This is a genomic window from Micromonospora sp. WMMD975, assembly GCF_029581215.1.
In the GTDB taxonomy this organism is placed as follows: domain Bacteria; phylum Actinomycetota; class Actinomycetes; order Mycobacteriales; family Micromonosporaceae; genus Micromonospora.
Genome location: NZ_CP120739.1, coordinates 2,144,707 through 2,168,500, shown reverse-complemented (window position 1 = coordinate 2,168,500; position 23,794 = coordinate 2,144,707). Strand labels below are relative to the sequence as shown.

Sequence of the window (23,794 nt, the reverse complement as noted above, 5' to 3'; positions counted from 1 at the left end):
CGTCGCCGGCCGCTCTCATTCATTCGCGGAGCCCGGTCCGCAAATGAAACATCGATGTAACGCAATCGTATGAAAGCGCTTTCGTGGATGGCAAGGGCTGGCGTTTGCAGGTTTTTTGCACTACCTCAGACCACCCCGGGGCCCCGGGCGAGCCGGCCGAGCGTCGCGGCGGCGTCCGCGCACCGGGCGACCTGGGCGACCACCTCACACGCCGCCGGCCGGTGCCGGACCTCGGCCGGCGCGAGACGGTCCGCCCGCGCCAGGACCTGCGCCGCGCTCTGGGCGTCACCGACCAGGAGGTACGCCCGCGCGGCGTCCACCAGGTGCGCCGCGCGATGGTCCAGCGGCAACCACCGCCACCCCTGCCCCTCGATCGCGGACTCGTGGCGGGCGACCGCCTCCGCACCGTCACCCAACTCCACGGCGGCCACGACCCGCGCCACCTCCACGGCAGCCGGCCCGAACGCGGTCCGGTGGTGGTCGCACCCGTCGCCCACCCGGGCGGCCATCTCCCCCGCCTCGTCCAGCAGGTCACCGGCCGCGCGCCCGTTGCCTGCCCGGGCCGCCGTCAGCGCCGCCTGGGTCAACAGCGTCCCGCACAGCGACACCTCCCCCGGCGTACCGGAATCCAGGTCGCGTGGCGCGATCCGGTACGCGGCGGCCAGCAGCACCGACCGTGCCCGCGCCGACGCCCGCAACACCGGACCGAGCTGCACCGCCGCGCAGGCCAGCAACACCCGGTCCCCCGCCGCGACGGCCATCGCCCGATCCGCGGCCAACCACGCGAGGCCAGCCTCATTCAGCTTCGTCAGCAGCGCCGCCGTCACCCGGTACGCGTCCACCACCGCCGCACGGTCCGCCTGCGTATCCCGCGCCTGCCACCGTTGGACACCGGTCAGCAACGCCGGCAGTTGCTCGACCAACTGGGGATACCGGGCGTACTGGTAGGTGGTCCATGCGTGCCGCACCGCCTGGACCAACCGATCGGGCGGCACGTCGTCGCGGGCCGGCGTCATCCCGTACGTGGACAGAGCCGCGCGGATACGCGTGACGCCCTCGGTGCGCTCGGCCGTCCCGGCGGGCCGGGCATCGTCGCCGAGCAGGGTGGCGGCGTCGACCCGCAGCACCGCCGCGATCTCCCGGATCGTCGACACCCGTTCCAGCGACCGCACGCCGCGCTCGACCTTGTCCACCCAGCTCTTCGACTTGCCCAACCGGTCGGCGAACGTCTGCTGCGAGAGCTTCCGGCGCACCCGCAGGTAGGCCACCCGCCGACCGATCGGCACCCGCTCACCGCTCACGCCGCCACCGCCGATCCGGCACCGCCCGGGTGATGTCGTCAACAGGTGTCCGCTCCGCCTCGGCCTGCGCGATGATCCGCTGCCGCGCCGCCTCCCGTTCCGCCCGGTCAGCCTGTTCGCCAGCGCTTTCGCCCTGTCCCATCGGTGCTCCCCTCTGGACACGAGGCACGGCGAAAGGACCCGCCTCCGTCGCGCCGGTTCAAAGACGCGGATCCGGCAGGAACGCCGCCGCCACGCCTGTGATCGGGACGCTACGGAACGTGCACGGAACGGCTGGAACGCTTACGCACCACTACTACGTCGTGAGGCTCATTCGTTCGCAGAGCCCCCGCAGTTCGCTCGACGTCGCTCCCCTACGCAGCAACGAACGCACTGTTTCCCGAGCCGAGACGGACGATCGGGCGTGCTGCGGGCCGACCCGTTCGGCGGCGAGCAGCATCCGCACCGCCTCCCGATCCCGGCCGACGGCCTCGGCGGCGCGCCCCATGTCGAGCCAGAAGTACACCTGTCGCACCGCCGGCAGACCGGCCAGGTCCACACCCGCCGCCACCGCCATGGCCTCCTCCGGCCGGCCCGTGTCGAGCAGGAACGCCATCCGCCACATCGCCACGTTCCGCGGACCCCAGGCGAGATCCCACCTGTCCGTCTCCCCGGTCCGCGCGGCGATCTGTGCCGCCTCGTCGAGATGGTCCTCGGCACCCGCCCGGTCCCGCAGGCCGGCGAGATGATGCGCCCGGGCGAGGTGCAGGAATCCCAGAACGTCCAACGCGCCGCCCACCGCGCTGCCCGCGAGATCGGCCGCCGCCGCGTCGCACCACGCCCGAGCCGGCCGGTACGCCCCCGAGTAGGCGGACACCCGTGCCCGGTTGGCCGTCGCGACACCGACCGCGATCGGATCGTCGAGCAGGGCAGCCGCCTCGGCGCAGCGTTCCGCCGCCAGCCAGGCGTGAACCGGATAGCTGACGCTCAGCAGGGAGCCCATCGCCACGCCGTACACCGGCACCATCTCCGCCAACGCCGCACGCCGCTCGGTCAGCCCGTGCATCGCGGGCACCAGATCGACGAGCCGCCGCAACGCGCCCGCGTAGTCACACCGACCGTAGAGTCCACGCACGAGCGTCGCCTCGCGACGCACCTGCTCGACAGTGGCCGGCGCGTCGGACCGCCCGGTCATCGGCGTGTCCATCATGATCCGCCAGACCCGCTCCGCGTCGATGCGCGCGGCGTCGAGCTGCCGGTCGGCCGGTGTGTACGCCTGCCCGGTCAGGTCCACCACCGAGCATTCGAGTGCGGCGGCCAGGTCCACGACCATGTACCTGTCGGTGCGCTGCTGCCCACGTTCGATCCGGGACCAGGACGTGTGGGAGATGCCGGCGCGGCTGGCCGCGTAGCGGATGCTCCACCCGCGCAACTCCCGGCGGGCCCGGATGCGGTCGCCGATAGACGGATCGGCGGGGATGGGACGGCGAGGCATCAGCGGCGCTCCCAGACACACGAGAAACCCTGCCGATCACTTTCCGGCAGGCTGCCACAACGGACGGTACACCGGTAGGTGCGAGAGCGCGTCGAAGCCGGACCGCGATCCGGTGACCGCGCGACTACGCTCGGATCGACCGGAGGCATGCCTCGGCCGTGCGGGTACCGGTCAACTCCGTGAGCCGCAGACCGTGCGGCAGCACTTCCCTCAGCCCGGCTATCGGCGCACCAACAGGTCGATCACGCCGGTCAGGCCCTCCGCGTCGTTGCCCTCGGCCAGGCGGCGGCGCATCACCTCGAAGTAGGGGATGAGCAGTTCCGGGCTGACGTCCTGCTGCTCGGCGGTGTCCAGGAACGTCGGCACGCCCGCCACCTGCATGGCGAGGGTGGAGACGACACCCCTGGTGTAGTCGCCGCTGCGCAGGTGGCCGGCGGTCTGGTGGACCGAGGGGGCCATCGCGGTCAGCCAGTCGGCGAGCAGCGGGGCGAGCGATGCGGGGTCGATGTCCTCGCTGCGGATCAGGGCGAAGGCGTGCGCGGTGCCGGCGAACATGCCGTACATGGCGCTGAGCAGGGCCACGTCGTACAGGGCCGCGAAGCCGGCGTCCGCGCCGACGTAGGTGGCGCCGGCCGGGACGGCGAGCGTCTCCCGGTGCCGCTCGAACAGTTCCGCCGAGCCGCTGTAGAGGATGTAGCCGCCGGCTTCCGGCACGCCGATCATCGGGGGGACGGCCATGATCCCGCCGTCCAGGTAGCGGGCGCCGCGCTCGTGGGCCCACCGGGCGCGGGCGCGGGCCTGGGCGGGGGTGCTTGTGGTCAGGTTGACCAGGTCCCGGCCGGTCAGGTCGGCGTCGGCGAGCGCCTGGTCGACCGAGGCGTCGTCAAGCAGGCAGGTGACGACGAGGGTGTTCGCGGCGACCGCCTCGGCGGCGGTGCCGGCGACCCGCGTACCCTCGCCGGCGAGCCTCGTGGCGCGGGCCGGGGTGCGGTTCCAGACGGTGAGTGGGTGGCCGGCGGCGATCCAGGCGCGGGCCAGCGCGGCGCCCATCGCGCCGAGGCCCAGCAGTGTGACGGGTGTCTTCTCCACAGTGTTCGGTGCCATGTCGACCAGGCTGGCCACCGGCCCGACGATGATCAAGTACGCACTTCGGAGTGGGTGGTTACCCTGGGGTGAGCGAGCAGGCCGGAGGGTGGGGCATGACGACGTTGAACCGGCCGGGCGCACCGGACGGGCACACGTGCGGGATCGACGCCGCGATGGAGGTCATCGGCGGCAAGTGGAAGGTCCTGATCCTCTGGGCGCTCCACGAGCACCCGCGCCGCCGCTTCGGCGAGTTGCGCCGGCTCCTCCCGGGGGTGACCGAGAAGGTGCTGGCCTCGCACCTGCGCGAGATGGAGGCGGACGGCATCGTGCTCCGGGTCGCCTACGACGAGGTGCCGCCCCGCGTCGAATACTCGCTCACCGACGACGGCAGGCGCGTCAACGAGGCACTCCGGCCGTTGGCCGCGTGGGGGCGCGAGCGGCGGGCCGCTCGCCGGCCGGAGGTCCGGGCGGGCTAGACACGGGCGGTCGACGATCGGCGCCGCGTCGGACCGAACGCGGCCGAGCAGAGCAGCGGCACGCAGACCAGGGCCAGCGCCACGTTGACGCAGATCATGTTCCGTACGGGCGTCAGGTCGCCGAACAACTGCTCGGTGAGCAGCCCCATCACCATGTTGTTGCCGGCATGCGCCAGGCTGGTGACCCACACCGAGCCGGTGCGGGCGTAGAGCCAGCACAGCATCACCTGGAACAGCACGAACATCACGGTCCACAGCGCCATGCTCACCGTGTGGTCGGTGAACTCGGCGTACCCGAGGTAGGCAAGCGGGTAATGCCACACGGCCCAGACGAAACCGGTTGCGACCACCGAGACACGCGGGCGGCCGGGAACCAGTCGCGGCCAGAGGAAGCTGGTCCAGCCGAACTCCTCCCCCCAGTAGACCGGCGTCGACACCAGTTGCAGGATCAGCAGCAGCGCGATGCCGCCGGGTCCGCCGGCCGGCGACAGATCCGGCCGCCACCACCCGAGGGCGGCGGCGCAGCTCAGGGCCAGGAACGTCACGGCGAGCGGCGCGAACCAGGCGAGCAGCCAGTGCGGCCACGCGCCGCGCAGCCGCAACCGCAGGCCCGCGTCGGCGAACCCCTCCCGGGTCACCCATCGCCGCACCACCACGGCCCCGAGCGCGGGCATCAGCGCCACCGGCAGTTGGACCAGCGGGTTCACCAGCGACCAGCCCATCCCCCACCTGGCGAAGAAGAGGTACGGCCACGTCCCGCCGAACGCGATGACCAGGAAGACGACAATTCCTCGTACCCGAAGTGACATGCCCTGAGCTGATCATCGCGGGCGTGGCGGGAGCACTACCGCTGGGCGGCGTCTCCGTAGTGGGCCTGAACGTACCCCGAAGGCTGTGCGCGGACCTGTGAGTCCGGCTGCCGGACGGCGTCGACGACGTGGCGGTGAGCGCGGCGTGCGCCGCGCCCGACCACATGACGGGACGGCCGGGAATGTGCCGCGGAAGGAGTTTATCCGTGACGCTCCGTCGGGCACTGTGGTCCCGTGAGTGATACTCCATCCTTACCGTCCCCAGGGTCGACATCGACAGTCCGGGTCGCCGTGCTCGGTGAACCCGGGCTGTGCCGGACGCTCGTGGCCGGGGTGGTGGCGTCGGCGCCCGACTTCGAGGTGGTGCGGGAGTGCGACGGGAACGCCACCGACCTGTGCCGTCTCGCCGCCGCCCACCCGGATCTCGTGCTCGTCGACCTGAGCCCGGAGCACGAGGACCCGGAACGTGAGGACCCGGAGCACGAACCGTGGGCCGTGGTGGCGGCGTTGCGCGGCGCGGTGCCGGACTGCGCCGTCGTGGTGCTGACGGGCCGGCCGACCGCCCGGGTGTTGCGCTCGGCGCTGCGGCTTCGGGCCCGTGGGGTCGTCGCGAAGGACGTGCCGCCCGAGGAGATGCTCGCCCGGTTGCGGGCGGTCGCCGACGGGCGCCGCACCATCGACCCGGTGACCGCGCTCGCCGCGCTCGACACCGCGGACAACCCGCTCAGCGACCGGGAGCGTGAGGTGGCCGCCGTCGCGGCGAAGGGACTGCCGAGCCGGGAGATCGCCGCGCTGCTGCACCTCGCTCCGGGCACGGTCCGCAACCACCTGTCCAGCCTCCTGCGCAAGGCCGGCGGCCGGAACCGGTGGGAGGCGGTGCAACGGGCCCGCGACGCCGGTTGGATCTGATTGCCGACACCCGGATACGGGTGTCGCCGAGCCAATGATTTACATAAGATCCTGACGGCTGGTTATCGGCTGTTCACATTGGGTCAGGAAGGCGGGGGTCATGGCTGGGAGTCGACATGGTCCGCACGCTGCTCGCGATCGAGGGACGGCTCGTCCGGGGGGCGCTCGCCCATTTGCTCGCCACCCAGGAGGACATCGATGTCGTCGCTGAGGCCGACACCGCCGACACCGTCCACGACGCGCTGCTGGACGTCCGCCCGGACGTCGCCGTCATCGACGTCGACGTCGTACCGGTGGAGCGGCTCGTGTGCCTGGCCGCCGCGGCCGACGGCAACCACGGCGGCCGGTTGCTGGTGCTCGTGGACCGGCGGCGGGCCGGTCGCCTCCGCGCGGTGCTCGCCGCGCATCGTGGCCGGATCGGCTTCCTCGACCGGGACGTACCACCCGCACGGATCGCCGAAGGGGTGCGGCAGGTCGCCGACGGTCAGGTGGTGCTCGACCCGGATCTGGTCGTCGCCGCGCTGGAGGTGGCGGACAATCCGTTGACCCCGCGTGAGCGGGAGGTGCTCGACGTGGCCGCCGCCGGCGTACCGGTGCGGGAGATCGCCGATAAGCTCGGCGTGTCCCCCGGCACGGTCCGCAACCACCTGTCCCACGTCATGGCGAAGACCGGGGCGCGGACCCGCTTGGAAGCGGTGCGGATCGCCCGGGAGTCCTGCTGGATCTGACCCCGTCGCCGGCCCAGTAGCCCACCAGCTCCCGGTAGGCCGCCGAACCGGCCAGCAGGCCGCGATGGCTGTCCAGGTGGGCGTACCCGCAGTCGAGCAGCAGCACCCGGCGGGCCCGCGCCGCCGAACTGATCCGGTGCGCGATCACCACGAGCGTCCCGGGCCGGGTGGCGAACGCCGTCTCCAGGCGCGCCTCGGTGGCCGGGTCCAGGTGGCAGGTCGCCTCGTCGAGGATGACCAGCGGCGCCGGGGACAGCCAGGCCCGCAGCAGCGCCACCTGCTGGCGTTCCCCGGCGGACAGGCCCGCCGGCCGCAACGTCGCGTCGAGTCCGCCGAGCCGGGCCACCAGGTCGGCCAGGCCCATCCGGTCCGCCGCCCGATCGATGGCCGCGTCGTCGAGGTCGGGTCGCAGGTAGCGGACGTTGTCCCGGACCGTGCCGGTGAACACGTACGCCTCCTGCGGGATCAACACCCGGTGCGCGGCCAGCTCGGCGGCGGTGGCCGTGGCGGTCGGCGTCCCGGCCACGTGGACGGTGCCGGCCCCGGGGCGCAGCACGCCCGCCATCAGGCCGGCGAGGGTGGACTTGCCGATCCCGCTCGCGCCGACGATCACCAGGTGGTCACCGGCCGGCACGACCAGGTCGAAGCCGTCGAGCACCGGCACCGCGTCCGGGCCGTACCGGAACGTCACCGCCCGCAACGACAACGCGGGCGCGGCCGGGTCGCGCGGCGACGCGGCCCTTGCGCCTCCCGACCCCGAAGGGGGTACGCAGGTCGTCAGCAGCCGGTCGAGGGTGACCACGAAGCGGAGACCGCCGGCCGCCACACCCTGGAACAGCGTGTGCAGCGCCGGCTGGATGCCGCGGACCACGTAGACGAGCGCCCCGAGCAACGCGCCCGGCCCGAGGCCCTGGCGGAGCAGCCACGGAGCGGCCACCAGCAGCAGCGGCACCGGCAGCCATCCGCCGACGGCCAGGCTCAAGCTCCGCGCGGCGGCCATGACGGCCAACCGCCGCTCCACCCGCGCCTGCGCGTCGACGTGACCGCCGAGCCAGCCGACGACCCGGTCCCCGGACCCGCTGACCGTGACGTCGCGGTGCCCGGCCACCGCCACGACCGCGTCCCGGCCGAGCCGCTCACCGGCCAGGACGTACTCCCGTTGCCGGGCGACCATCGCCGGCAGCGCGGCGGCGAAGAGCAGGAGACCGGCGAGGACCGGCCCGGTGACAAGCAGCGCGACCGGAGCGGCCAGGGAGCAGAGGCCGACCACGGCGGCGCCGGCGGCGAACACGAAACCCCGGACCACCATCAGCAGGCCCGCCCAGGTGTCCCGGACCATCTCCACCTGGTGGGTCAGCCGGGTGACCGCCGCGTCGTCGCCCCGCCCGTCCGTCGCGCCGGCGAGCGTCCCCGCCACCACCCGCCGCAGCAGGTCGTCCCGGAACGGTTCCACCACCTCGCCCAGCAGCCCGTACGCCTGCCGGGTGCCGACCGCGCCGACGAGCACGGCGACTGCCAGCAGGCCCAGCCAAGCCAGCCCGACGCCGGGCCGGCCGGCCAGGAACCCGTCGTCCACGGCACGGGCGGTCAGCAGCCCGGTCAACGCCGCCGGCAGCGCCTCGGCGAGCGACCAGCCGGCCAGGCGCAGCAGCGGACCGCGGCGCTGCGCCAGCGCCGCGCGGGTCGTCGCGCCCACCGTGGTCACGACCAGAACACCGCCCGGTAGGCCGGATCGTCCCAGAGCACCTCGTGCGGCGCCACCGCCCGCACCCGGCCGCCGTCGACCCAGGCGACCAGGTCGGCGCGGGCGGCGGTGCCCACCCGGTGGCTGACCACCACCCGGGTACGCCTGTCGTGCGGGCCGGTGATCGCGTCCACCACCCGGTGCTCGGTGACGGTGTCCAGGCTGGACGTCGCGTCGTCGAGGATCAGCAGCCGTTCGGCCCGTAGCGCGCGGGCCAGGCCGAGCCGCTGCCGTTCCCCGCCGGACAGGGCCAGCCCGGCAAGTGGCGTGCGGTAGCGCTCGGGCAGCAGCCGCACCACGTCGTGCACCTGCGCCGCCCGGGTCAGCGGCACCGGGTCGTCGCCGCAGCCGACCGCCGCGCCGACCGTGTCGCCCACGAGCACGGGCCGCTCGAAGCCGTAGCCGACCGCCCGACCCAGCGCCGCCGGCGTCAACTGCGGCAGCGGTACGCCGTCCAGGCGTACCTCGCCGGAGTCCGGGTCCCGCAGCCGGCCGGCCACGGCGGCGAGCAGGGACTTGCCGGCGCCGGACGGCCCGACGACGGCGAGCAGCGTGCCACCGGGCACCCGCAGGTCGACCCGGTCGAGCAGCGGCTCGCCGTCGTCGCCACGGACGTCGACGCCGCACAGCTCCAGCCGGCCCGACCCGGGCGGCAGGTCGCGGGCGCCGTGCCGGCGGGCCGGCTCGTCGAGGATCTCGGCGGCCCGGGCGCAGCCGGCGCGGACCCGGACGGCGGTGTTCACGGCGCTGATCGCGGCGCCCAGCCCCGCGCCGATCGCCGCGTACTGGAGGGCAGCGAGCAGTTCGCCCGGGGTCAGCCGACCGGCCGACAGCGACCAGCCGCCGACCGCCACGACCGCCAGTTGCAGCAACGGATTCAGCAGCGCGCCCCGGGCGGACGCCCCGGCCAGCACCCGCCAGGTGCGTACGCCGTGCCGGCGCAGCTCCGGCAGCGGGGTGAGCACCCGGTCGACCTCCCACCCGGCGGTGCCGGCGGCGGTGATGGTCCGCGCGCCGGCGAGCGCCTCGACGAGCCGCCCGGCCAGATCCCCCTGGGCCCGCTGGTAGCCGGCGACCGCGTCGGACGCCTCGCTGACGAAACGCCGCAGCAGCAGCGCCAGGAGCAGCAGGCCGACCACGAAGGTCAGGCCGAGCCACGGGTCGAGCAGGGTGAGCGCGACCAGGCTGCCCAGCGGTGGCAGCAGCACGCTGCCGGCCAGCACGACCGTCGGGGCGGCCTGCCCGGCGTCGGCGACCTGCCCGACCAGGCGGCCGACCAGGTCGCCCACCGGTCGGCGGGCCACCGTGCGCGGGTCGAGCGTGAAGAGGTGCCGGACCAGGGCGTGCCGCAGCGCGGCGACCGAGCGGGCCCCGGCCACGCCGTCGCCGAAGTCGCTTGCCGCCCGCGTGCCGATCAGCACCAGCACCAGCGCGGCGACCACCGCGATCCACCTGTCGGCCGACGACTGCGGGGCGGCGCCGACCACGGCGTCCACGGCGCGCCCCAGGACGGCGGGGAGCGCCAGTTCGGCCGCGGCCTCGACCACGGCGAGCACCGCCAACGACGGTGTCCACCATCCGGCGAAGGCCACGGCGCGAAGCGCGAGCCGGTCGGCGGGGGTCATCGGGCCTCCCACGGGCGCGGGCCCCGGGCCGGCGTACGCCGGTCCGGGGCCAAGCGACTGATCGTCAGTTGCAGGTGGTGACGCTCAGCGAGCTGTCGCCGCAGAGCAGCAGGCTGGCCTGGCTGCCACCGCCGGTGCGCTCGACGGTCGGCAGTTCCATTCCCTGGAGGTCGAGCAGAGTCATGTCGCTTCCTCGTTTCTCTCGTGTGACGTCGGTCGTCGGACGGATCACTTGCAGGTGGTGACGCTCAGCGAGCTGTCGCCGCAGAGCAGCAGGCTGGCGCGGCTGCCACCGCCGGTGCGCTCGGCGGCCGGCAGTTCCATGCCCTGGAGATCGAGCAGAACCATGTCGATTCACCTCCTTCCGGTCACGTCGGTACGGGATCGCCCCGGGGAAACCGGGGGGTCGGTGGCCGTTCGGTCCGCGCCCGCGACGCGCGGCGCGTCGGGCAGCGGAGTCAGGAACGGCAGGTGGAGCGGGTCGGCCGGCCGGGTCGCCGCGAGCGCGGCGAGCACACCGGCGGCGCCGGTGGCCAGGTCCATGGAGAGCCGCAGGAGCTGGTCGCCGGGGAAGGCGGGCCGGTCGGAGTACGGCAGGGCGTGCCAGCCGAGCAGCCGGGCCTGCTGCCGGGCCGCCTCCCGGTCACCGTGCTCGGCGAGGTACGCGACGATCCCGGCGCGGCCGGCGAAGAGGCCGGACTGCGCGTAGAACGGGGAGTCGGCGGCGCGGCGGATCGCGGTCGCCTCGTCGCGCAGCTCGTCGTCGGGGCGGTGCCGCAGGTACTGGTCGAGCACCAGCCCGACGCCGACGCTCCCCTCGGCCAGATAGGGCATGGTCCGCCAGCCCTCGTTGACCTCCAGGTGCCCGGCGTCACGGCGGACGCAGCGGCGCAGGTCCTGGCGCAGCGCGGTGCGGGCGTGGTCGAGGAGATCGGCGTCGCCGGTCCGCTCGTACATCCGCAGCAGCATCAACGCCACGCCGGCCCCGCCCCGGGCCAGCCCGGCGTACGGGTGCTGCCCGCCGCTGACCTCGGCGACCGAGTCGACGTCGCCGAGCCGTCCGACCACCACGTCGACGGCTCGCCGGGCGGCGTCGGCGTACCGCCGCTCGCCGGTGCGCGCGGCGAAGTGGGCCAGGTTCAGCGCGATGCCGGACAGCCCTCCGGTCAGGTCGTCACGAAGCTCGGTCCAGGGCTGGTCGAGGGCGAGGTCGAGCAGGCGCACCGCCTCGTCCCGGTGGCCCAGCAGGTCCAGCACGTACGCGATGCCGTGCAGCCCGTCGTAGAGGCCGAGCCGGCTGCCGGAGGCGGGTTGGCGGACCCGGTCGATCAGCCACCGCTCGTGCGCGGGGTCGGTGCCGGCGCCGCTGGCGTGCAGCGCCCAGAGCACCCCGGCCGCGCCGTACGCGAGGTTGAGCCCGCCGTCGGCGCCGGCGAACTGGCGGATGTCGCCGGGGAAGAGGCGGTCGTCGCGTTCCGGTGTGGCGCTTGCGGTGATCGCCTCGGCGATCCGGTCGCGCAGGCCGGGCCAGTCGTCCGGGTCGATCGCGACGACGTGCCGGAGGTCCGCCGGCCGGCCGCCCACGATCACCTCGACCGCCTCGTCGAGCAGCTCGCGCGGCACCGGGAAGCTCTCCGCGACCACGTCGGCCAGGTGCGCCGCCTTGGCGGGCGCCAGCCGCAGCATCGCGGTCAACGGCAGGAACAGGGCCAGGCGCAGGCAGGCGAGCGCGTACGTGTCGACCTCGGTGCCGGTGCGGTCCCGGGGCGCGGCGAACGCCTGGTTGCGCAGCGCGGGCCGGGTCGCCTCGTCGACACTGGTGGCGACCTCGAAGTCGACGAGGGTCACCTCGCCGTCGTCGCCGACCATGATGTTGAACAGATGCAGGTCGCCGTAGACGACGCCGTGCGCGTGGATGGCGGCGACCGCCTCGGCGACCTGGCGGTGCACCTCCAGGGCCCACCGGGTGTAGTCGGCCCGGTCGGCGTCCGGGTGGACCAGCGGGTACCGCTCCACCACCACCTGGTTGAGCGGGCGACCCTCGACGAAGGCCAGGGCCAGGAACTCGTGGCCGCCGAAGCTGAACTCGTCGTGCACCCGGACCAGGTGCGGCACGTCGGCGAGGCGCCGAAGGGTCTGCGCCTCGCGGCGCAGCCGGGTCACCGCGTCGGCGCCGGTGGCGTCCAGGCCGGCGTGCGGGCGCGCCTCCTTGAGCACCACCCGCTCGTCGGTGCGGGTGTCGCGGGCCTCGTACAGACCGCCGCCGTTGGAGAAGTGGATCACCTTCTCGATCCGGTACGGCAGGTCCGTGGTCGTCGCCGCGTTCCGGGCGGCCAGGTGCGGGGCGAGGAAGTCCGGCAGCGTCACCCACTCCGGCACGTGGAACACCGGGTCCCGCCGGTCCGGCACCAGGACGCCGTCCGCGTCCTCGATCGCCGGCACCGTCTGCCCGTCGGCGGAGACGCAGTAGCGGGCGGCGAAACCGCCGTAGCGCAGGTAGACCGGGCCGTCGCCGTAGCGCAGGTCGCTGAGGATGTACGGTCCCTGCTCGCCGTCGAGGAGGCCGGCGAGTTCCTTGGCCGTCAGCTCCAGCTCGGCGTCGTCGCGCGGGTAGACGGTGACGAACTTCCCGCTGGCGCCGCGCCGGGCGTACTTGCTGTTGCGCATGAGCAGCAGGCGCGGGCCGCGTAGGTGCTTGAACGGGATGCCGCGGGGCCGGCAGTAGTCGACCACCTGGGCGAGGACGTGCTCGGCGTTGTCCAGGCACGCGGAGATGTGGATCTTCCAGCCCTGGGCGGGGAGGGAACCGTCGACCGGGCCGTGGATCATCCAGTCGTCCTTGGCCTCGCACTCCCAGCCCGGCGGGACCGGGCCGGTCGAGTAGCCGTCGGCCTCGGCCGTGGTGCTCGCCAGCGAGTCGTAGAAGAGCGGATCGACCGCGCAGTACGAGTCGTACCGTTCGTCCATGTCGGATGCCTCCACCGCCTGATCGGTTGATGTCAATCAAACCGGAAGGCGGAGGCGGGGCACAGTGCGATGAGTCATGACCGGCCGATGAGTTCCACACGCCGAAGTCGTGACAACAGCGGAGTTTGAACTCACGAATACCGATTGACCAGTCACGTCGCCCCCTCCCCCGGCCCGGCCCGGCCCGGCCCGGCCCGGCCCGGCGATCATGAGGTTGACGGCGGTGTTGATCTCCACCGAAGCCGTCAACTTCATGATCACCCTTCTCTGCCGCTCCTCGTTCCGCCCGGCGGCAGCCCCATTAGCCGTGATCAAGGAGTTTGCGTCGAAGTCGATCTCCGTGGCTGACGCGAACTCCTTGATCACCTGCTGGCTCCCAGCACCGGCGGACCAATGGCGCGTGGTGGGGAAGCGCTTCGGCGGCCGTCGACTGTGTCGGTGGGCGGCGGCGGTTACCCGTGAGGGCGGTGGTCACGGGGCGCAGGGCCGGGAGTGTCGCCTCGGCGCGTTGTCCGGCAGTCGGGTGGAACGCCATGGGTGCCCGTGGCGCTCGGACGCACCCACGGCGTTCCAGCCGCGGGCAGGGTGGGATATGAGTGGAGCGGCACGGGTGTCTGCGGTGCCGGGACACAACCATTGCGTTCACCGACCACCGCGCATACCGCTGCGGTGACCACAACCGCCGGCCGATGCCGGACACCGCGCCGGGCCCGTGGATCAGGCGGACCGGCAAGCGCTTCGCGCAGCCCACCAGCGGCTTTCGGCAGGGTCAGAGCCGGCCCATGGGACAGGCGACGACGGCTGCCCGGCTCCCGGGAGCGAACAGATGACGCCCAGCCGGCGAAGAATCTCTTCCCGAGGTCGTGAGACGGGGCCCCTTCTATACCGGAGGCGTTAACAAGGGGCCCCGCCTTACCTCACATCGGGGGTGCGGAGGCGGCGGATCAGGCGCTGCCCGATGAAGGTCCGCCACACCCGCTCGGCGACCGTCGGCTCGACGATCCAGAGCCGGCGCTGCGCGTCGGCGAGGGTGAGCGGCGCGGTGAAGAGGTCCAGGAACAGCCGGCTGCTGCGGTTGAGCGCGAACACCTGCCCGTCGGCCCGCCGGAACAGGTGCCGGCCGGGCGGCAGCTCGCCCGTGCCGTCCTGGTCGTCCGACTGGATCCGCCGGTACGCCTCCCGCAGCTGCTCGTCGTCGTGGTCGACGAAGCAGCCGTTGGCGAGGAACTCGGTCCGGTCGTCGGAGTCCAGCCGGACCCGGTCGTCGGCGAGCACGCCACGCACCGACGTGCCGTAGCGGTCGTGGTAGAAGAACGTGTGCGGGGTGTCGGTGGAGCCGAGCCACGGGCGGTGGAAGTGCCCGGGGTTCAGGTCGGCCTTGGCCTGGGCGACCTCGTCGCGCGCCGCCTCGGTCACCGGCTCGTCGTACTGGAGAACCCGGACGATGTCCGAACCCTCCACCGGCCGGACGTTGGTGAGGCCGAACCGCTCCGGCTCCTTGGCGACGATGGCGCCCGGGGTCAGCATGAAGTCGCCGAGCCCGCCGAGGGTCCACAGGTCCGGGTTGTCGCGCAGGAACGTGATGCTGTCCAGCGCCTCCTCCCGGGTCTCGGTGGGGAAGCCGGTGAAGCCCATCATCTGCACCCCGATGTTGGCCTTGGTCATCGCCGTCATGGTGCGGCGTACCTGCTCCGGCTTGGTGCCCTTGTCGATCAGGTCGAGGATGCGCTGGTTGCCGGACTCGAAGCCGACCGAGATGGCCACGCAGCCACTGCGCCGCAACAGCTCGCAGCGCTCGTCCGACCAGTACTTCTCCAGCCGGATCTCGGCGCCCCAGCGGAAGTCCAGCCCCCGTTCGACGACGCGCTCGGCGAAACGCAGGATGGTGGCGGGCGCGAGCACGTCCACCGAGAAGTAGATGAACTTGGCGAACTTCGACAGCTCGGTGACGTCCGCGACCATCGTGTCCACCGTGTCCTGCCGCCACGGGCTGGTCGGGCCGTCGGTGTTCAGGCCGTAGTCGCAGAACGTGCACTTGTTCCAGTAGCAGCCGCGCGTCGGCGAGTAGTAGACGAACCGCTCCGGGCTGAGATAGAGGTCCCAGGGCAGGCCGGAGAAGTCCGGGACGGGCACCTGCGCCAGGCGCTCGTAGCGCAGGGGCAGTTGGCGCTGGCGGCCGTACTTCGGGTGCAGGCGGACGTTGGGATGCCCGGCCGGCAGGGTCCCGGTCGCCACCGCGTCCAGGATCTCCGTGTACGCGCTCTCCCCCTCCCCGACCACGATCGCGTCGAAGTCGGCGAGCACCTGGAAGACGTACTCGGGCCGGCTGGCGCACTTCCAGACGTCGGAGATCTCCGTGCCGCCGGCGATGAGGAAGACGTCCGGGCAGGCCCGCCGGACGAGCCGGGCGATCCAGAGCGCGAACGGGAGCTGCCACTGGTAGGTGGCGCTGATCCCGATCACCTGGTGCCCGCCCGCCACCAGCCGCGGGATCAGCACGTCCTCGTAGTAGGGCTGGAAGGGCCGGTTGAGCCGGCCGAGCAACGTCTCGTCGGTGAGCGCGGCGACCGAACCGACCGAGATCATCGGCGGCGGGTGGAGCCGGAAGCCGGCGCGGAACTGCCCGGGGAAGCCGACCGCGCCGAGCGCGTCCATCCAGGAGATCACACCCTCGACGGCGTCCTGGTAGTGCGCGTAGTCGTAGAACAGGGTCGGGTCCTGCAACACGCCGATCGACCGGCGCAGCCGCTCCGGGTCGGGGTCGGGCAGGCCGAGCTGGTTCGCCCGGGCCATCAGCGCGTCCGGGCCACTGAGGTCGTCGGTCGAGCGCCGGGACAGTTCCCGCCGCAGCCACTCGTACGCCGACGGGGTGTACGAGTGGTGGAACGCCTCGATGTTGGCGTCGATGATCTCCGCCGGCCGGTGTCCCTGCGCCCGGGCGTACGAGTCGAGGTAGTTCAGGGAGTGGTATCCCGAGGTGGGATCGGTCAGCGGGGGGTAGATCAGTGCCGCGTTCACCATGCCGCTCATCGATTCCTCCTCAGCCGACCCGGGCCGCGGAACCGGCCAGGGTCTCCTCCGGCGCGCGCTGCGCCACCGCCGGCAGCCGGGGGGCGCCGAACGCCTTCACGTACGCCACCAACGGTTCGGCGGCATACCGGAACGCCGCCAGGTCGACGAAGCCCCGGTCCCACGCCGCCGCCTCAAGCCCGTCGGCGCCGCAGCCCCACAACGCGGCGAAGCACTCGTCGACGACCTCGGTGCGGAAGTGCAGCCGACCACCCGGGCGGCGGCGTCCCGTCGTACGCGGGACGAGCGTCTCGTTCAGCGACGCCGCGGTCGCCGCGACCTGCCGGGCCGCGGCGAGCATCGCGGGGGTACGCAGCGGCGCCGCGACCATCCACAGGGCCAGGCTGCGGTAGGGCGTGGTGCCGAAGGCCCGCACCAGCACCCGCAGCACCGCCTCGCGCTGGTCGAGCGCGCGCTCGCGCTCGGTCAGCCAGTCGGACCCGGTCGGTGTCGGGTGGGTCAGTCCGCGGCGGCGGGCGACCTCGTGGGCGCGTTCCTCGACTGTCGGGTCGGCGAGGTCGGCTCCGACCAGTCCGGCCAGCACCGCGCGCCGGTGCCAGGTCGGCGCCTCGGGGTGCGTCAGCATCAGCACCGCGGCGGCGTCCCGGTCGTTCACCCGGTGCCCGCCGACCGACGCCCCGGCGAACCGCGCCCGCCAGCTGTCGAGGAAGCGGGTGTGCAGATTGTCGATCGGCTGGTCGGCGGCGTGCGCCGGGCACAACTCGGGCGCGTTACGCGCCGCCATCGACAGCAGCGTCCGCGCGTCGGCGCTCTTGGCGTCCCACGGGTTCCGCCGGTGCCAGGCCAGGAAACGGTCCACAGTGGCCGCCGCACCGGGCGGCGCGGTGTGCGCCAGCGCGCGGTACGACCGCCGCCGGAACGGCAGGTCCCGGCCGGTTTCCAGCAGCAGCGTGGCCTCGGCGTCGCTGAGCACACCGGCGGCGACGGCGCGGCGCAGCGCGACCCGGATGTTGACGAGCGGCTCGCTCAGGCCGCGGTGGCCCTCCTCGGCCGGCCCGTGTACGACCGCCACCTCGTCGTCGCCGGTGACGACGCCGTCGCGGTAGAGCCGGAACACCTCGCCCACGCCGCGCATCCCGAACGGCCACAGCTCCGCGGCACGCAGCGCGCCCATGCTGGCGGCGCCGGCCACGGTCACCCCCCGGTCGAGCAGGTCGAGGATCTCCCGGTGGCGGACCGGCGGGTGTTGCAGGAAGAACCCGTCGATCACGAGGACCCGGTCGCCGGGGCCGACGTCGAGGCGCAGCAGGTCGCCGTGCGCCACCGGGGGCAGCACCACCGCGTCGGGCAGCAGCCGGCCGACCTCGTCGGCCGGCAGGCTCGGACCGATGTAGACGACGTCAGTCACGTGGCACTCCCGGTCGGGTACTCAGGGCCCGCTCGTCGAACATCCGCAGGCCGGGGGCGAACACCTTGCTCACCGGGATGCCGATGTCGTCGTGCGTCAGGTCGACGCTGAACGGCTCGACGCCGGTGACCCGCCGTACCCGCGACGCCAGTTCGCGCAGCACCTGGGTGACATCGCCGGCGGGCGGCGGATCCCGGCGGACCGGCCGGACCGGCCGGTCGACGGTGGGTGGGGGCACCGGCGCGGCGCCGACGTCGCGGTACGCGGTGGCGTCGATGTCGTCCCGGGCCCCGGAGATCATCACCAGCCGCGACTGCGCCGCCTCGGCCATGGCCCGGCCGACGGCGATCTCCGGGTCCACGTGGCAGCCGAAGCCGCCGAAGGTGACCGGCAGGTCCTCCGACCAGATCGAGGCGGCGTAGCAGGGCACGCCGAGGGCGTTGGTGATGTCGCAGACCTCCACCCAGCAGCCGGCCCGCACCAGCGCCTCGTGCACGGCGCGGGTCATCGCGTTGGTGGCGGTGCCGGGGTCGGCGTAGACGCGCTCGGACAACGGCGAGGTGCAGTACGGGGCGATGCAGTCGCGTTCGATGACCTCCAGCAGGGCGTGCAGGCTGGCCTCGGCGAAGGTGTTCCCGGTGGCGAGTCCGTTGCTGCTGGGCGTGAACAGGGCGCGGTCCCAGCCGCGCCGGACGGTGAAGTCGAGTTCGATGGTGGCGCGGGGCACCAGGCAGTCCGCGCCGGTCACCAGCCCCCGGCCGGCCACCCAGTCGAGTTCGACGGCGGAGGTCACGGGCGAGCGCTCGGCCAGGTGCAGCCAGCGGACGTCGTACGGCAGGTCGAGCGCCTCGGCCGGGGACCGGACGACGGTCCCCGGCCGGAGGTTCTCGGCGTGCCAGGACTCGATGCTCTCCATCACCGCGCTGACCCGGGCCTGCGTCGCCGTGGCGCCGGTGCCGACGCTCACCGCCATGGTGGCGCCGACCGGCCGGTAGGCGACGTGCACCGGGAGGCCGATCTCGTCGAGTCGGGTGATGTCGGCGACCCGGGTGATCCGGAACCTGTCGAGCATGCCACCGACCCGTGCCCAGGTCTGCTCCACGGTGGCCGTCCGGTAGGTGCCGGATCGGAAGGCGATGGTCTCGGTCGTGTCAGTCATCGAGGCTCCCGGCGGGGGTGGAACTCAGAGGATGAGAACGGCGATGACGTTGACGTTGTTGTCGGCGACCGGGGCCACGCCACCGGCGACGGTCTCCAGTTCGGCCTCGGTCAGCTCGTTGAGGTCGACCAACGGCACCTCCGGCACGTGCAGCACGTGCCGGCCGGGCGTGCCGGACCAGTCGGCGACGATCTGGTCCTTGGTGTAGAGCGTGGCGGGCTGGGCGCGGTCGACCTCGACGGTGGCGCCGGGGGCGACCGGAAGGCCGGCGGCGGTCGCGTACGCGGTCGGGTCGGCGAGGAGCCGCTGCAGTTCCTCGTCGCTGCGCCACACCGCGGTGACCAGTTCCGAGTACTTCGTCACGAACCTCGCGCCGTATTCCTGGTCGTCGTTGCTCATCGTTCGGTCCTTTCCTCGGGGGTCGCTGCGGGAGGAGGGTTAATCGTTGTGGCGAGAACGCTAGGAATAGCGGTGTTCGACAATCAAGCTTTTCTTCCGGCTGCCATCAGAATGTGCCGCGCCACCCGCTGGGCGGCAGACATCGGTGTCAGGTGCAGCAGCACGGGCAGCAGCAGGCGCAGCTGGAGTCCAGGCCGGCGACGACGCTGTCCAATTCGTCCTCGGCCAGTTCCGCCTCGGCCACCGGCAGCAGCGACGGCACGAAGAGCACGAAGGCGCCGGTGGCCCCCGCCCGCTCCCACGACTCGACCTGCACCTCAAGGTCCGGATCGGCGTCGGCGACGTCGCGCACCACTCGGACCTGCACGTCTTCGGGCAGTTCAAGCCCGTAGCCGGCGAGGAATCCGCGCGGATCCGCGTCGAGCGCCTGTTCCCTGGCCGGGTCGGCCCAGACGTCGGCGACCAGTCGGCTGTACGCGGCCACGAAGACCGCTCGATCGACAGGTGTCACACCCCTACTCCCTTCGACGGCGGGCCGGCGGCGGCGTCGCCGCCGGCGGCCACAGGCGGCGCGGGAGATTCCGGGCCGCCGGTTCGCTTCATCGTGGGGCACCGGTGGAGCCGGTCCGCCCGGAGCGGGGCAATTTCATCGAATGTGGCCGCGAAAAGGTCGCGCTGCGGCGAAAGCCGGGTAATTTGGGAATGAGCGACGGGCGGCGGTTTGCGATTCTAATGACCGGCACCACTGTGGACAAGTAGTAATTCCTCGCCTGTCACCCGACCGGTGCCCGCACCTACGCTGCGATCGTCGGGCCGTCCCCCGTGACAGCGGTTCGACGGCGCGCCGTGTTCCGTCACCGAGATGTTGCCGGAGGCCACCGTGACCATCGACGAGGTGACGACGACGCCCGGCGGTTCGGCCGGGTACACCGTGGAGGAACTCGCCCGCAAGGTCGGGATGTCGCCGCGCAACATCCGCGCCCACCAGGCCCGTCGACTGCTGCCCCCGCCGGTGCGGCACGGCCGGGCCGCGTTCTACGACGACTCCCACGTGCGCCGGTTGGACGCGATCCTCGCCCTGCAACGGCAGGGCTTCAACCTCGTCTCCATCGAGGCGATGCTCGGGGTCCGGGCCCGGGACGAGGCGTCCGACGGGCTGACCGCGATGCTGCAACGCCTGACCACCGACCGTCCCGCGTTGGCCCACGCGCTGACCCGGCACGGCGTGATCGGACGGACCAGCGACGGCACCGTGCGCACCGTCCGGCCGCGCCCGCTGCGCGCCGCCCTGGACCTGCAGCGGGTACGGGTGGGCACGGCGCCGGCCCTGCAGACCCTCAGCGAGGTGCTGGACAGCCTCCGGCCGGTGGCCGACGAACTGGTCGCCGCCGTCACCGCGCGGTTGCTGGCCCTCGCGCCGGACCTGGTACGCGGCGGCGCCCGGTCGTCCTGGGCCGACCTGGACCGGGAGACGCTGCTGCTGACCCAGGGTGTGGTCAACGTGCTCAGCGAGGCGTTCCGGCTGGCCGTGGAGAACCAGGCGGAGGCGCACGTCGCGGAGCTGCTGGAGAACCACCTCGACACGGACGTGTGCCTGGAGGACAGCAGTGTCATCGACAACGGCTGACCGCCGTGGTCAGCCCGTCGCGGGTTGACCGTCCGGCTTCCGGCTCTCCACCACCACGTCCGCGGGCTCCGGCTCGGTCAGCAGTTGCCGCCGTGCCAACCTGTGGAACAGCCCGTCGGGTTGATCCATCAACTCGTCGTAGCTGCCCCGCTGGACGATCCGCCCGGCGTCGAGGACCACGATGGTGTCCGCCGCGCGGACCGTCGACAGCCGGTGCGCGATGACCACCCGGGTCGCGGCCAGCGTCGCGGTGCTCCGGGTGACCACCTCCTGGGTCCGGTTGTCCAGTGCGCTCGTCGCCTCGTCGAAGAAGATGATCCGGGGCCGGGGCGCCAACGCGCGGGCGATCAGCACCCGCTGGCGCTGCCCGACGGAGAGCGTCCCGCCGCCGAACGGCACCATGGTGCTCATTCCCATCGGCAGCGCCTCCAGGTCGTCGGCGAGTCCGGCCATCCGCGCCGCCTCCCAGACCTGGTCCAGCGGGAAGCTGCCGGCGCCGCAGATGTTGTCCCGCACCGAGCCGGCGAAGAGCTGGCCGTCCTGCAGGACCACGCCGCACTGCCGGCGGACCGCGTGCACGTCGAGCTCGGAGAGGTCCTGGCCGTCGTAGAGCACCGCGCCCTGCTGCTGGCGTTCGAAGCCGAGCAGCAGCCGCAGCAGGGTGGACTTCCCGCAGCCGCTCGGCCCGACGATGGCGACGAACTCACCCGGGCGGACGTGCAGGTCGATGTCGACGAGCACCGGCGGCTCGTCCGGCTGGTAGGCGAAGGTGAGCCGGTGCAGCGCGATCTCGCCGCGCAGCTCGCCGGGGTCCACCCGGTCCGGCCGCGCCTCGGGCTCGGCGCGCAGGATCTCCCGCAGGCTGCCCAGCCGGGACACCGCCGCGACCACTTCCACCCCGGCCGACACCAGCACCAGCAGCGCGCCGAGCAGCATCGCGAAGCCCACGTTGAGGACGAAGAAGTCGGCCGGCGCCACCCGGCCGGCGAGCGGTCCCATCAGCACGGCGAACAGGACCAGTTGGCCGGCGACCGGCAGCACGGTGGCGAAGGCGACCAGGCCGGACTGGCTCTGCCGGACCCGTTGCAGCGCCGCCCGGGCCACCGCGGCCGTCTCCGACCACCTGGCGTGCGCCCGGGCCTCGGCCGCCGCCAGCTTGATCTTGACGATGCCGCCGAGCAGCTGGTTGGTCATCGTCGCCGTCCGGTGCTCGGCCGGCAACGCGGACCGCTGCCGGCGGACGATGAGCACGGCGAACGCGACGAACGCGAGCGTGGTGACCGCGACGATCGCCAACCCCCACAACCCGAGCACGGGCTCGACCACCAGGAGCAGGCCCAGGGTCACCGCGACGGTCGCCGCCGCCGAGACGACCTGCGGCAACAGCGCGCTCAGCGCCTCGCCGACGAACGAGATCCCCAACATCGAGTTGGCGATCTCACCGCTGCTGCGGCCGGTGAAGAAACGGGCCGGCAGCCGCATCAGCCGGTCCCAGATCGCCATCTGCGCGCCGGACTGCAACCGCCCGTCCAACCGCAGCAGCCGCAGATTCTGCACCACGCCGACCAGCCCCGCCACCACCGCGGCGCTGAGCAGCAGCGCGAGGAAGCCGACCAGCCCGTCGACCTCGCCCTGCCGGGCCAACTGGCCGAGCACCTGGCCGGTCGCGAGCGGCACACCCAGGCCGAGCAACCCCACGCAGGCGGCGGCGACCAGCAGGCCCCGCACGTCGCGGGCCGCGCCGACCAGCCCGGCCCGCAGCAGGTGGCGCATCCGCGCGGTCGACGGCAGCGGCGCCTGCACCTGGGTCGCCTCGGCGGCGAACGTCGCGGCCACCGTCGCGTCGACCGGGCCGTGCGCCCGGGTGTCCGGGTCGACGTGGTGGTAGCGACCCCGGCGGAACACCAGCGGCACCGCGACGGCGCGCTCCGGGTCGACCGCGACCCGCCACCCCACGAGCGGGCCCAGGTCCCGCCGCCACCAGCGGGCCGGCAGCCGCACCTCGCGCAGGAACAGGCTGGACGCGCGGGACACCGCATGCACCGCCGCCCGGTCGTCGAGCGGCACACGGCTGCGATCGGCCGGCTCGTTGACCGGGCAACCCATGCCCTCGGTGACCACCCCGACCACCGAAACCGCCCGACCGTACCTGTCGAAGCCGGGCTCATCCTCCGGAACCGGCACCGCTTCCCCCGCGCCGATCACCCCGATCGACCGGCGGGCCGCCGCGGCGAGCACCGCGGCGTCGATCTGCCGGCGCCGCTCCACCGCGCGCAGCAGGGCGGCGTCGGCCTCCTCGATCCGGGTCTCCACCATCCGCAGCAGCCGCGCCACGTGCTGGTCCACCGCCGCCCGGAGCTGACCGGTGACCAGCAGGTCCCAGCTGCCGTGGCTCTCCACCGCGCAGGCCGACTCGGCCACCACCCAGTCGCGCTCGGCGACCAGCAGCAGCTCCCGCTCCCCCGACATCTCCGCCGGGCCGCCGTCGTTGCGGCGCAGCTGCGCCCCGGCGCTGCGCAGCCACCACGCGCCGGCGGTGGAGGTGACCGCGCTCCCCGGCGCCAGCGAGACGATCTCGCGTCCGCGCAGGGTGGACGCCTCCCGGGGCGCCTGCCCCCGGCGCATCGCGTCGGCGACGGCGACGAGCACCAGGTCCACCGCCGCGACCAGCTCCGTCGCGGCGGTCCGCGCCCGCGGCGGCACCTCCTCGTCCCCGGCGCGACCGACCCGGACGTGCCGCTCCAACCGGGACAGGTGGTGCCGGGGCAACCCCCGCAGTTCCGTGCCGGGCAGCGGCACCAGGATCAACTGCCACGCGCCGATCGCGGTGGACGTCGGCACCAGGCCGCCCGCGGGCAGCCGGGCCACGTGGTGGCGGCGCGACGGGCTCATCCCCGCCCGGCGCACCGCGAACAGGTCGGCCTCGCCACCGGACACCAGCCAGCCGGCCACCGGGCCGTCCAGGCGACAGACCTCCCGTACGCCGTCGCCGCAGAGGCCGATCAGGCCACCGCCCGGGAGGTCCTCCACCGCGCCACTCATCAGTGTCTCC

20 protein-coding genes are annotated in these 23,794 nt (G+C 73.4%); 4 read left to right on the top strand and 16 right to left on the bottom strand.

What is annotated here, in order from left to right:
* Positions 1 to 125 precede the first annotated feature (125 nt).
* From O7613_RS09175 to O7613_RS09160, 4 genes are all read right to left on the bottom strand, one after another.
* Complete coding sequence (locus tag O7613_RS09175) at positions 126 to 1,301, bottom strand: helix-turn-helix domain-containing protein (RefSeq protein ID WP_282293253.1); 1,176 nt, start codon at positions 1,299 to 1,301, stop codon at positions 126 to 128.
* Positions 1,291 to 1,443 (bottom strand): hypothetical protein, encoded by a 153-nt coding sequence (locus tag O7613_RS09170; protein WP_281589661.1) that lies wholly within the window; start codon positions 1,441 to 1,443, stop codon positions 1,291 to 1,293. The genes O7613_RS09175 and O7613_RS09170 overlap by 11 nt, the downstream gene beginning before the upstream one ends.
* 153 nt (positions 1,444 to 1,596) lie before the next feature.
* On the bottom strand, positions 1,597 to 2,742 hold the full coding sequence (locus O7613_RS09165) for a helix-turn-helix transcriptional regulator (RefSeq protein ID WP_282294512.1): 1,146 nt from the start codon (positions 2,740 to 2,742) through the stop codon (positions 1,597 to 1,599).
* Positions 2,743 to 2,994: 252 nt separating this feature from the next.
* Positions 2,995 to 3,879 carry an NAD(P)-binding domain-containing protein gene (locus O7613_RS09160; protein WP_282293251.1) on the bottom strand — a complete coding sequence of 295 codons (885 nt, stop codon included), beginning with the start codon at positions 3,877 to 3,879 and terminating at the stop codon, positions 2,995 to 2,997.
* A gap of 95 nt (positions 3,880 to 3,974) precedes the next feature.
* Here O7613_RS09160 and O7613_RS09155 point away from each other — a divergent pair, with 95 nt between their 5' ends.
* Positions 3,975 to 4,337, top strand: a complete 363-nt coding sequence (locus O7613_RS09155) for a helix-turn-helix domain-containing protein (RefSeq protein ID WP_282293249.1) — start codon at positions 3,975 to 3,977, stop codon at positions 4,335 to 4,337.
* Here the strand turns inward: O7613_RS09155 and O7613_RS09150 are convergent.
* Positions 4,334 to 5,146, bottom strand: a complete 813-nt coding sequence (locus tag O7613_RS09150; RefSeq protein ID WP_282293248.1) for a CPBP family intramembrane glutamic endopeptidase — start codon at positions 5,144 to 5,146, stop codon at positions 4,334 to 4,336. The two genes, O7613_RS09155 and O7613_RS09150, sit on opposite strands and share 4 nt — an antisense overlap.
* 291 nt (positions 5,147 to 5,437) lie before the next feature.
* Between O7613_RS09150 and O7613_RS09145 the strand changes: the two genes are divergently transcribed.
* On the top strand, positions 5,438 to 6,055 hold the full coding sequence (locus tag O7613_RS09145) for a response regulator transcription factor (protein ID WP_282293247.1): 618 nt from the start codon (positions 5,438 to 5,440) through the stop codon (positions 6,053 to 6,055).
* Positions 6,056 to 6,171: 116 nt separating this feature from the next.
* Positions 6,172 to 6,783, top strand: a complete 612-nt coding sequence (locus tag O7613_RS09140) for a response regulator transcription factor (protein ID WP_281589679.1) — start codon at positions 6,172 to 6,174, stop codon at positions 6,781 to 6,783.
* Here O7613_RS09140 and O7613_RS09135 read toward each other — a convergent pair.
* From O7613_RS09135 to O7613_RS09090, 10 genes are all read right to left on the bottom strand, one after another.
* Positions 6,713 to 8,488 (bottom strand): ABC transporter ATP-binding protein, encoded by a 1,776-nt coding sequence (locus O7613_RS09135; protein ID WP_282293246.1) that lies wholly within the window; start codon positions 8,486 to 8,488, stop codon positions 6,713 to 6,715. The two genes, O7613_RS09140 and O7613_RS09135, sit on opposite strands and share 71 nt — an antisense overlap.
* Positions 8,485 to 10,152 carry an ABC transporter ATP-binding protein gene (locus O7613_RS09130; RefSeq protein ID WP_282293244.1) on the bottom strand — a complete coding sequence of 556 codons (1,668 nt, stop codon included), beginning with the start codon at positions 10,150 to 10,152 and terminating at the stop codon, positions 8,485 to 8,487. Before O7613_RS09130 ends, O7613_RS09135 begins: the two co-directional genes overlap by 4 nt.
* A 64-nt stretch (positions 10,153 to 10,216) precedes the next feature.
* A complete protein-coding gene (locus O7613_RS09125) occupies positions 10,217 to 10,336 on the bottom strand; it encodes a SapB/AmfS family lanthipeptide (protein ID WP_281589684.1) in 120 nt (39 codons plus the stop codon).
* 44 nt (positions 10,337 to 10,380) lie between these two features.
* Positions 10,381 to 10,500, bottom strand: a complete 120-nt coding sequence (locus tag O7613_RS09120; RefSeq protein ID WP_281589685.1) for a SapB/AmfS family lanthipeptide — start codon at positions 10,498 to 10,500, stop codon at positions 10,381 to 10,383.
* Between the two features lie 6 nt (positions 10,501 to 10,506).
* A complete protein-coding gene (gene lanKC / locus O7613_RS09115; protein ID WP_282293242.1) occupies positions 10,507 to 13,119 on the bottom strand; it encodes a class III lanthionine synthetase LanKC in 2,613 nt (870 codons plus the stop codon).
* Between the two features lie 912 nt (positions 13,120 to 14,031).
* Complete coding sequence (locus O7613_RS09110; protein WP_282293240.1) at positions 14,032 to 16,149, bottom strand: radical SAM protein; 2,118 nt, start codon at positions 16,147 to 16,149, stop codon at positions 14,032 to 14,034.
* Positions 16,150 to 16,159: 10 nt separating this feature from the next.
* Positions 16,160 to 17,557 (bottom strand): TfuA-like protein, encoded by a 1,398-nt coding sequence (locus O7613_RS09105; protein ID WP_281589693.1) that lies wholly within the window; start codon positions 17,555 to 17,557, stop codon positions 16,160 to 16,162.
* Positions 17,550 to 18,716, bottom strand: a complete 1,167-nt coding sequence (locus O7613_RS09100) for a YcaO-like family protein (protein WP_281589695.1) — start codon at positions 18,714 to 18,716, stop codon at positions 17,550 to 17,552. The genes O7613_RS09105 and O7613_RS09100 overlap by 8 nt, the downstream gene beginning before the upstream one ends.
* Positions 18,717 to 18,740: 24 nt before the next feature.
* Complete coding sequence (locus tag O7613_RS09095) at positions 18,741 to 19,115, bottom strand: hypothetical protein (RefSeq protein ID WP_281589696.1); 375 nt, start codon at positions 19,113 to 19,115, stop codon at positions 18,741 to 18,743.
* A gap of 148 nt (positions 19,116 to 19,263) precedes the next feature.
* Positions 19,264 to 19,626: a hypothetical protein gene (locus tag O7613_RS09090; RefSeq protein ID WP_281589698.1), complete on the bottom strand. Its 363-nt coding sequence runs from the start codon at positions 19,624 to 19,626 to the stop codon at positions 19,264 to 19,266.
* 369 nt (positions 19,627 to 19,995) lie between these two features.
* Between O7613_RS09090 and O7613_RS09085 the strand changes: the two genes are divergently transcribed.
* Entirely contained in the window at positions 19,996 to 20,742 is a 747-nt protein-coding gene (locus O7613_RS09085; RefSeq protein WP_281589700.1) for a MerR family transcriptional regulator, read from the top strand.
* A 9-nt stretch (positions 20,743 to 20,751) separates the two neighbouring features.
* On the opposite strand, the gene O7613_RS09080 is transcribed toward O7613_RS09085, so the two are convergent.
* The gene (locus tag O7613_RS09080; protein ID WP_282293237.1) at positions 20,752 to 23,784 is read right to left on the bottom strand and encodes an ATP-binding cassette domain-containing protein; all 3,033 of its coding nucleotides are present in this window, start codon (positions 23,782 to 23,784) and stop codon (positions 20,752 to 20,754) included.
* Positions 23,785 to 23,794: the final 10 nt, after the last annotated feature.

Bases quoted from the DNA above. Each gene is read 5' to 3' on its own strand.
- lanKC (WP_282293242.1), bottom strand. From the start codon at position 13,119: ATGGACGAACGGTACGACTCGTACTGCGCGGTCGATCCGCTCTTCTAC.
- O7613_RS09160 (WP_282293251.1), bottom strand. From the start codon at position 3,879: ATGGCACCGAACACTGTGGAGAAGACACCCGTCACACTGCTGGGCCTC.
- O7613_RS09130 (WP_282293244.1), bottom strand. From the start codon at position 10,152: ATGACCCCCGCCGACCGGCTCGCGCTTCGCGCCGTGGCCTTCGCCGGA.
- O7613_RS09155 (WP_282293249.1), top strand. From the start codon at position 3,975: ATGACGACGTTGAACCGGCCGGGCGCACCGGACGGGCACACGTGCGGG.
- O7613_RS09095 (WP_281589696.1), bottom strand. From the start codon at position 19,115: ATGAGCAACGACGACCAGGAATACGGCGCGAGGTTCGTGACGAAGTAC.
- O7613_RS09080 (WP_282293237.1), bottom strand. From the start codon at position 23,784: ATGAGTGGCGCGGTGGAGGACCTCCCGGGCGGTGGCCTGATCGGCCTC.
- O7613_RS09170 (WP_281589661.1), bottom strand. From the start codon at position 1,443: ATGGGACAGGGCGAAAGCGCTGGCGAACAGGCTGACCGGGCGGAACGG.
- O7613_RS09110 (WP_282293240.1), bottom strand. From the start codon at position 16,149: ATGAGCGGCATGGTGAACGCGGCACTGATCTACCCCCCGCTGACCGAT.
- O7613_RS09120 (WP_281589685.1), bottom strand. From the start codon at position 10,500: ATGGTTCTGCTCGATCTCCAGGGCATGGAACTGCCGGCCGCCGAGCGC.
- O7613_RS09125 (WP_281589684.1), bottom strand. From the start codon at position 10,336: ATGACTCTGCTCGACCTCCAGGGAATGGAACTGCCGACCGTCGAGCGC.
- O7613_RS09150 (WP_282293248.1), bottom strand. From the start codon at position 5,146: ATGTCACTTCGGGTACGAGGAATTGTCGTCTTCCTGGTCATCGCGTTC.
- O7613_RS09100 (WP_281589695.1), bottom strand. From the start codon at position 18,716: ATGACTGACACGACCGAGACCATCGCCTTCCGATCCGGCACCTACCGG.
- O7613_RS09140 (WP_281589679.1), top strand. From the start codon at position 6,172: ATGGTCCGCACGCTGCTCGCGATCGAGGGACGGCTCGTCCGGGGGGCG.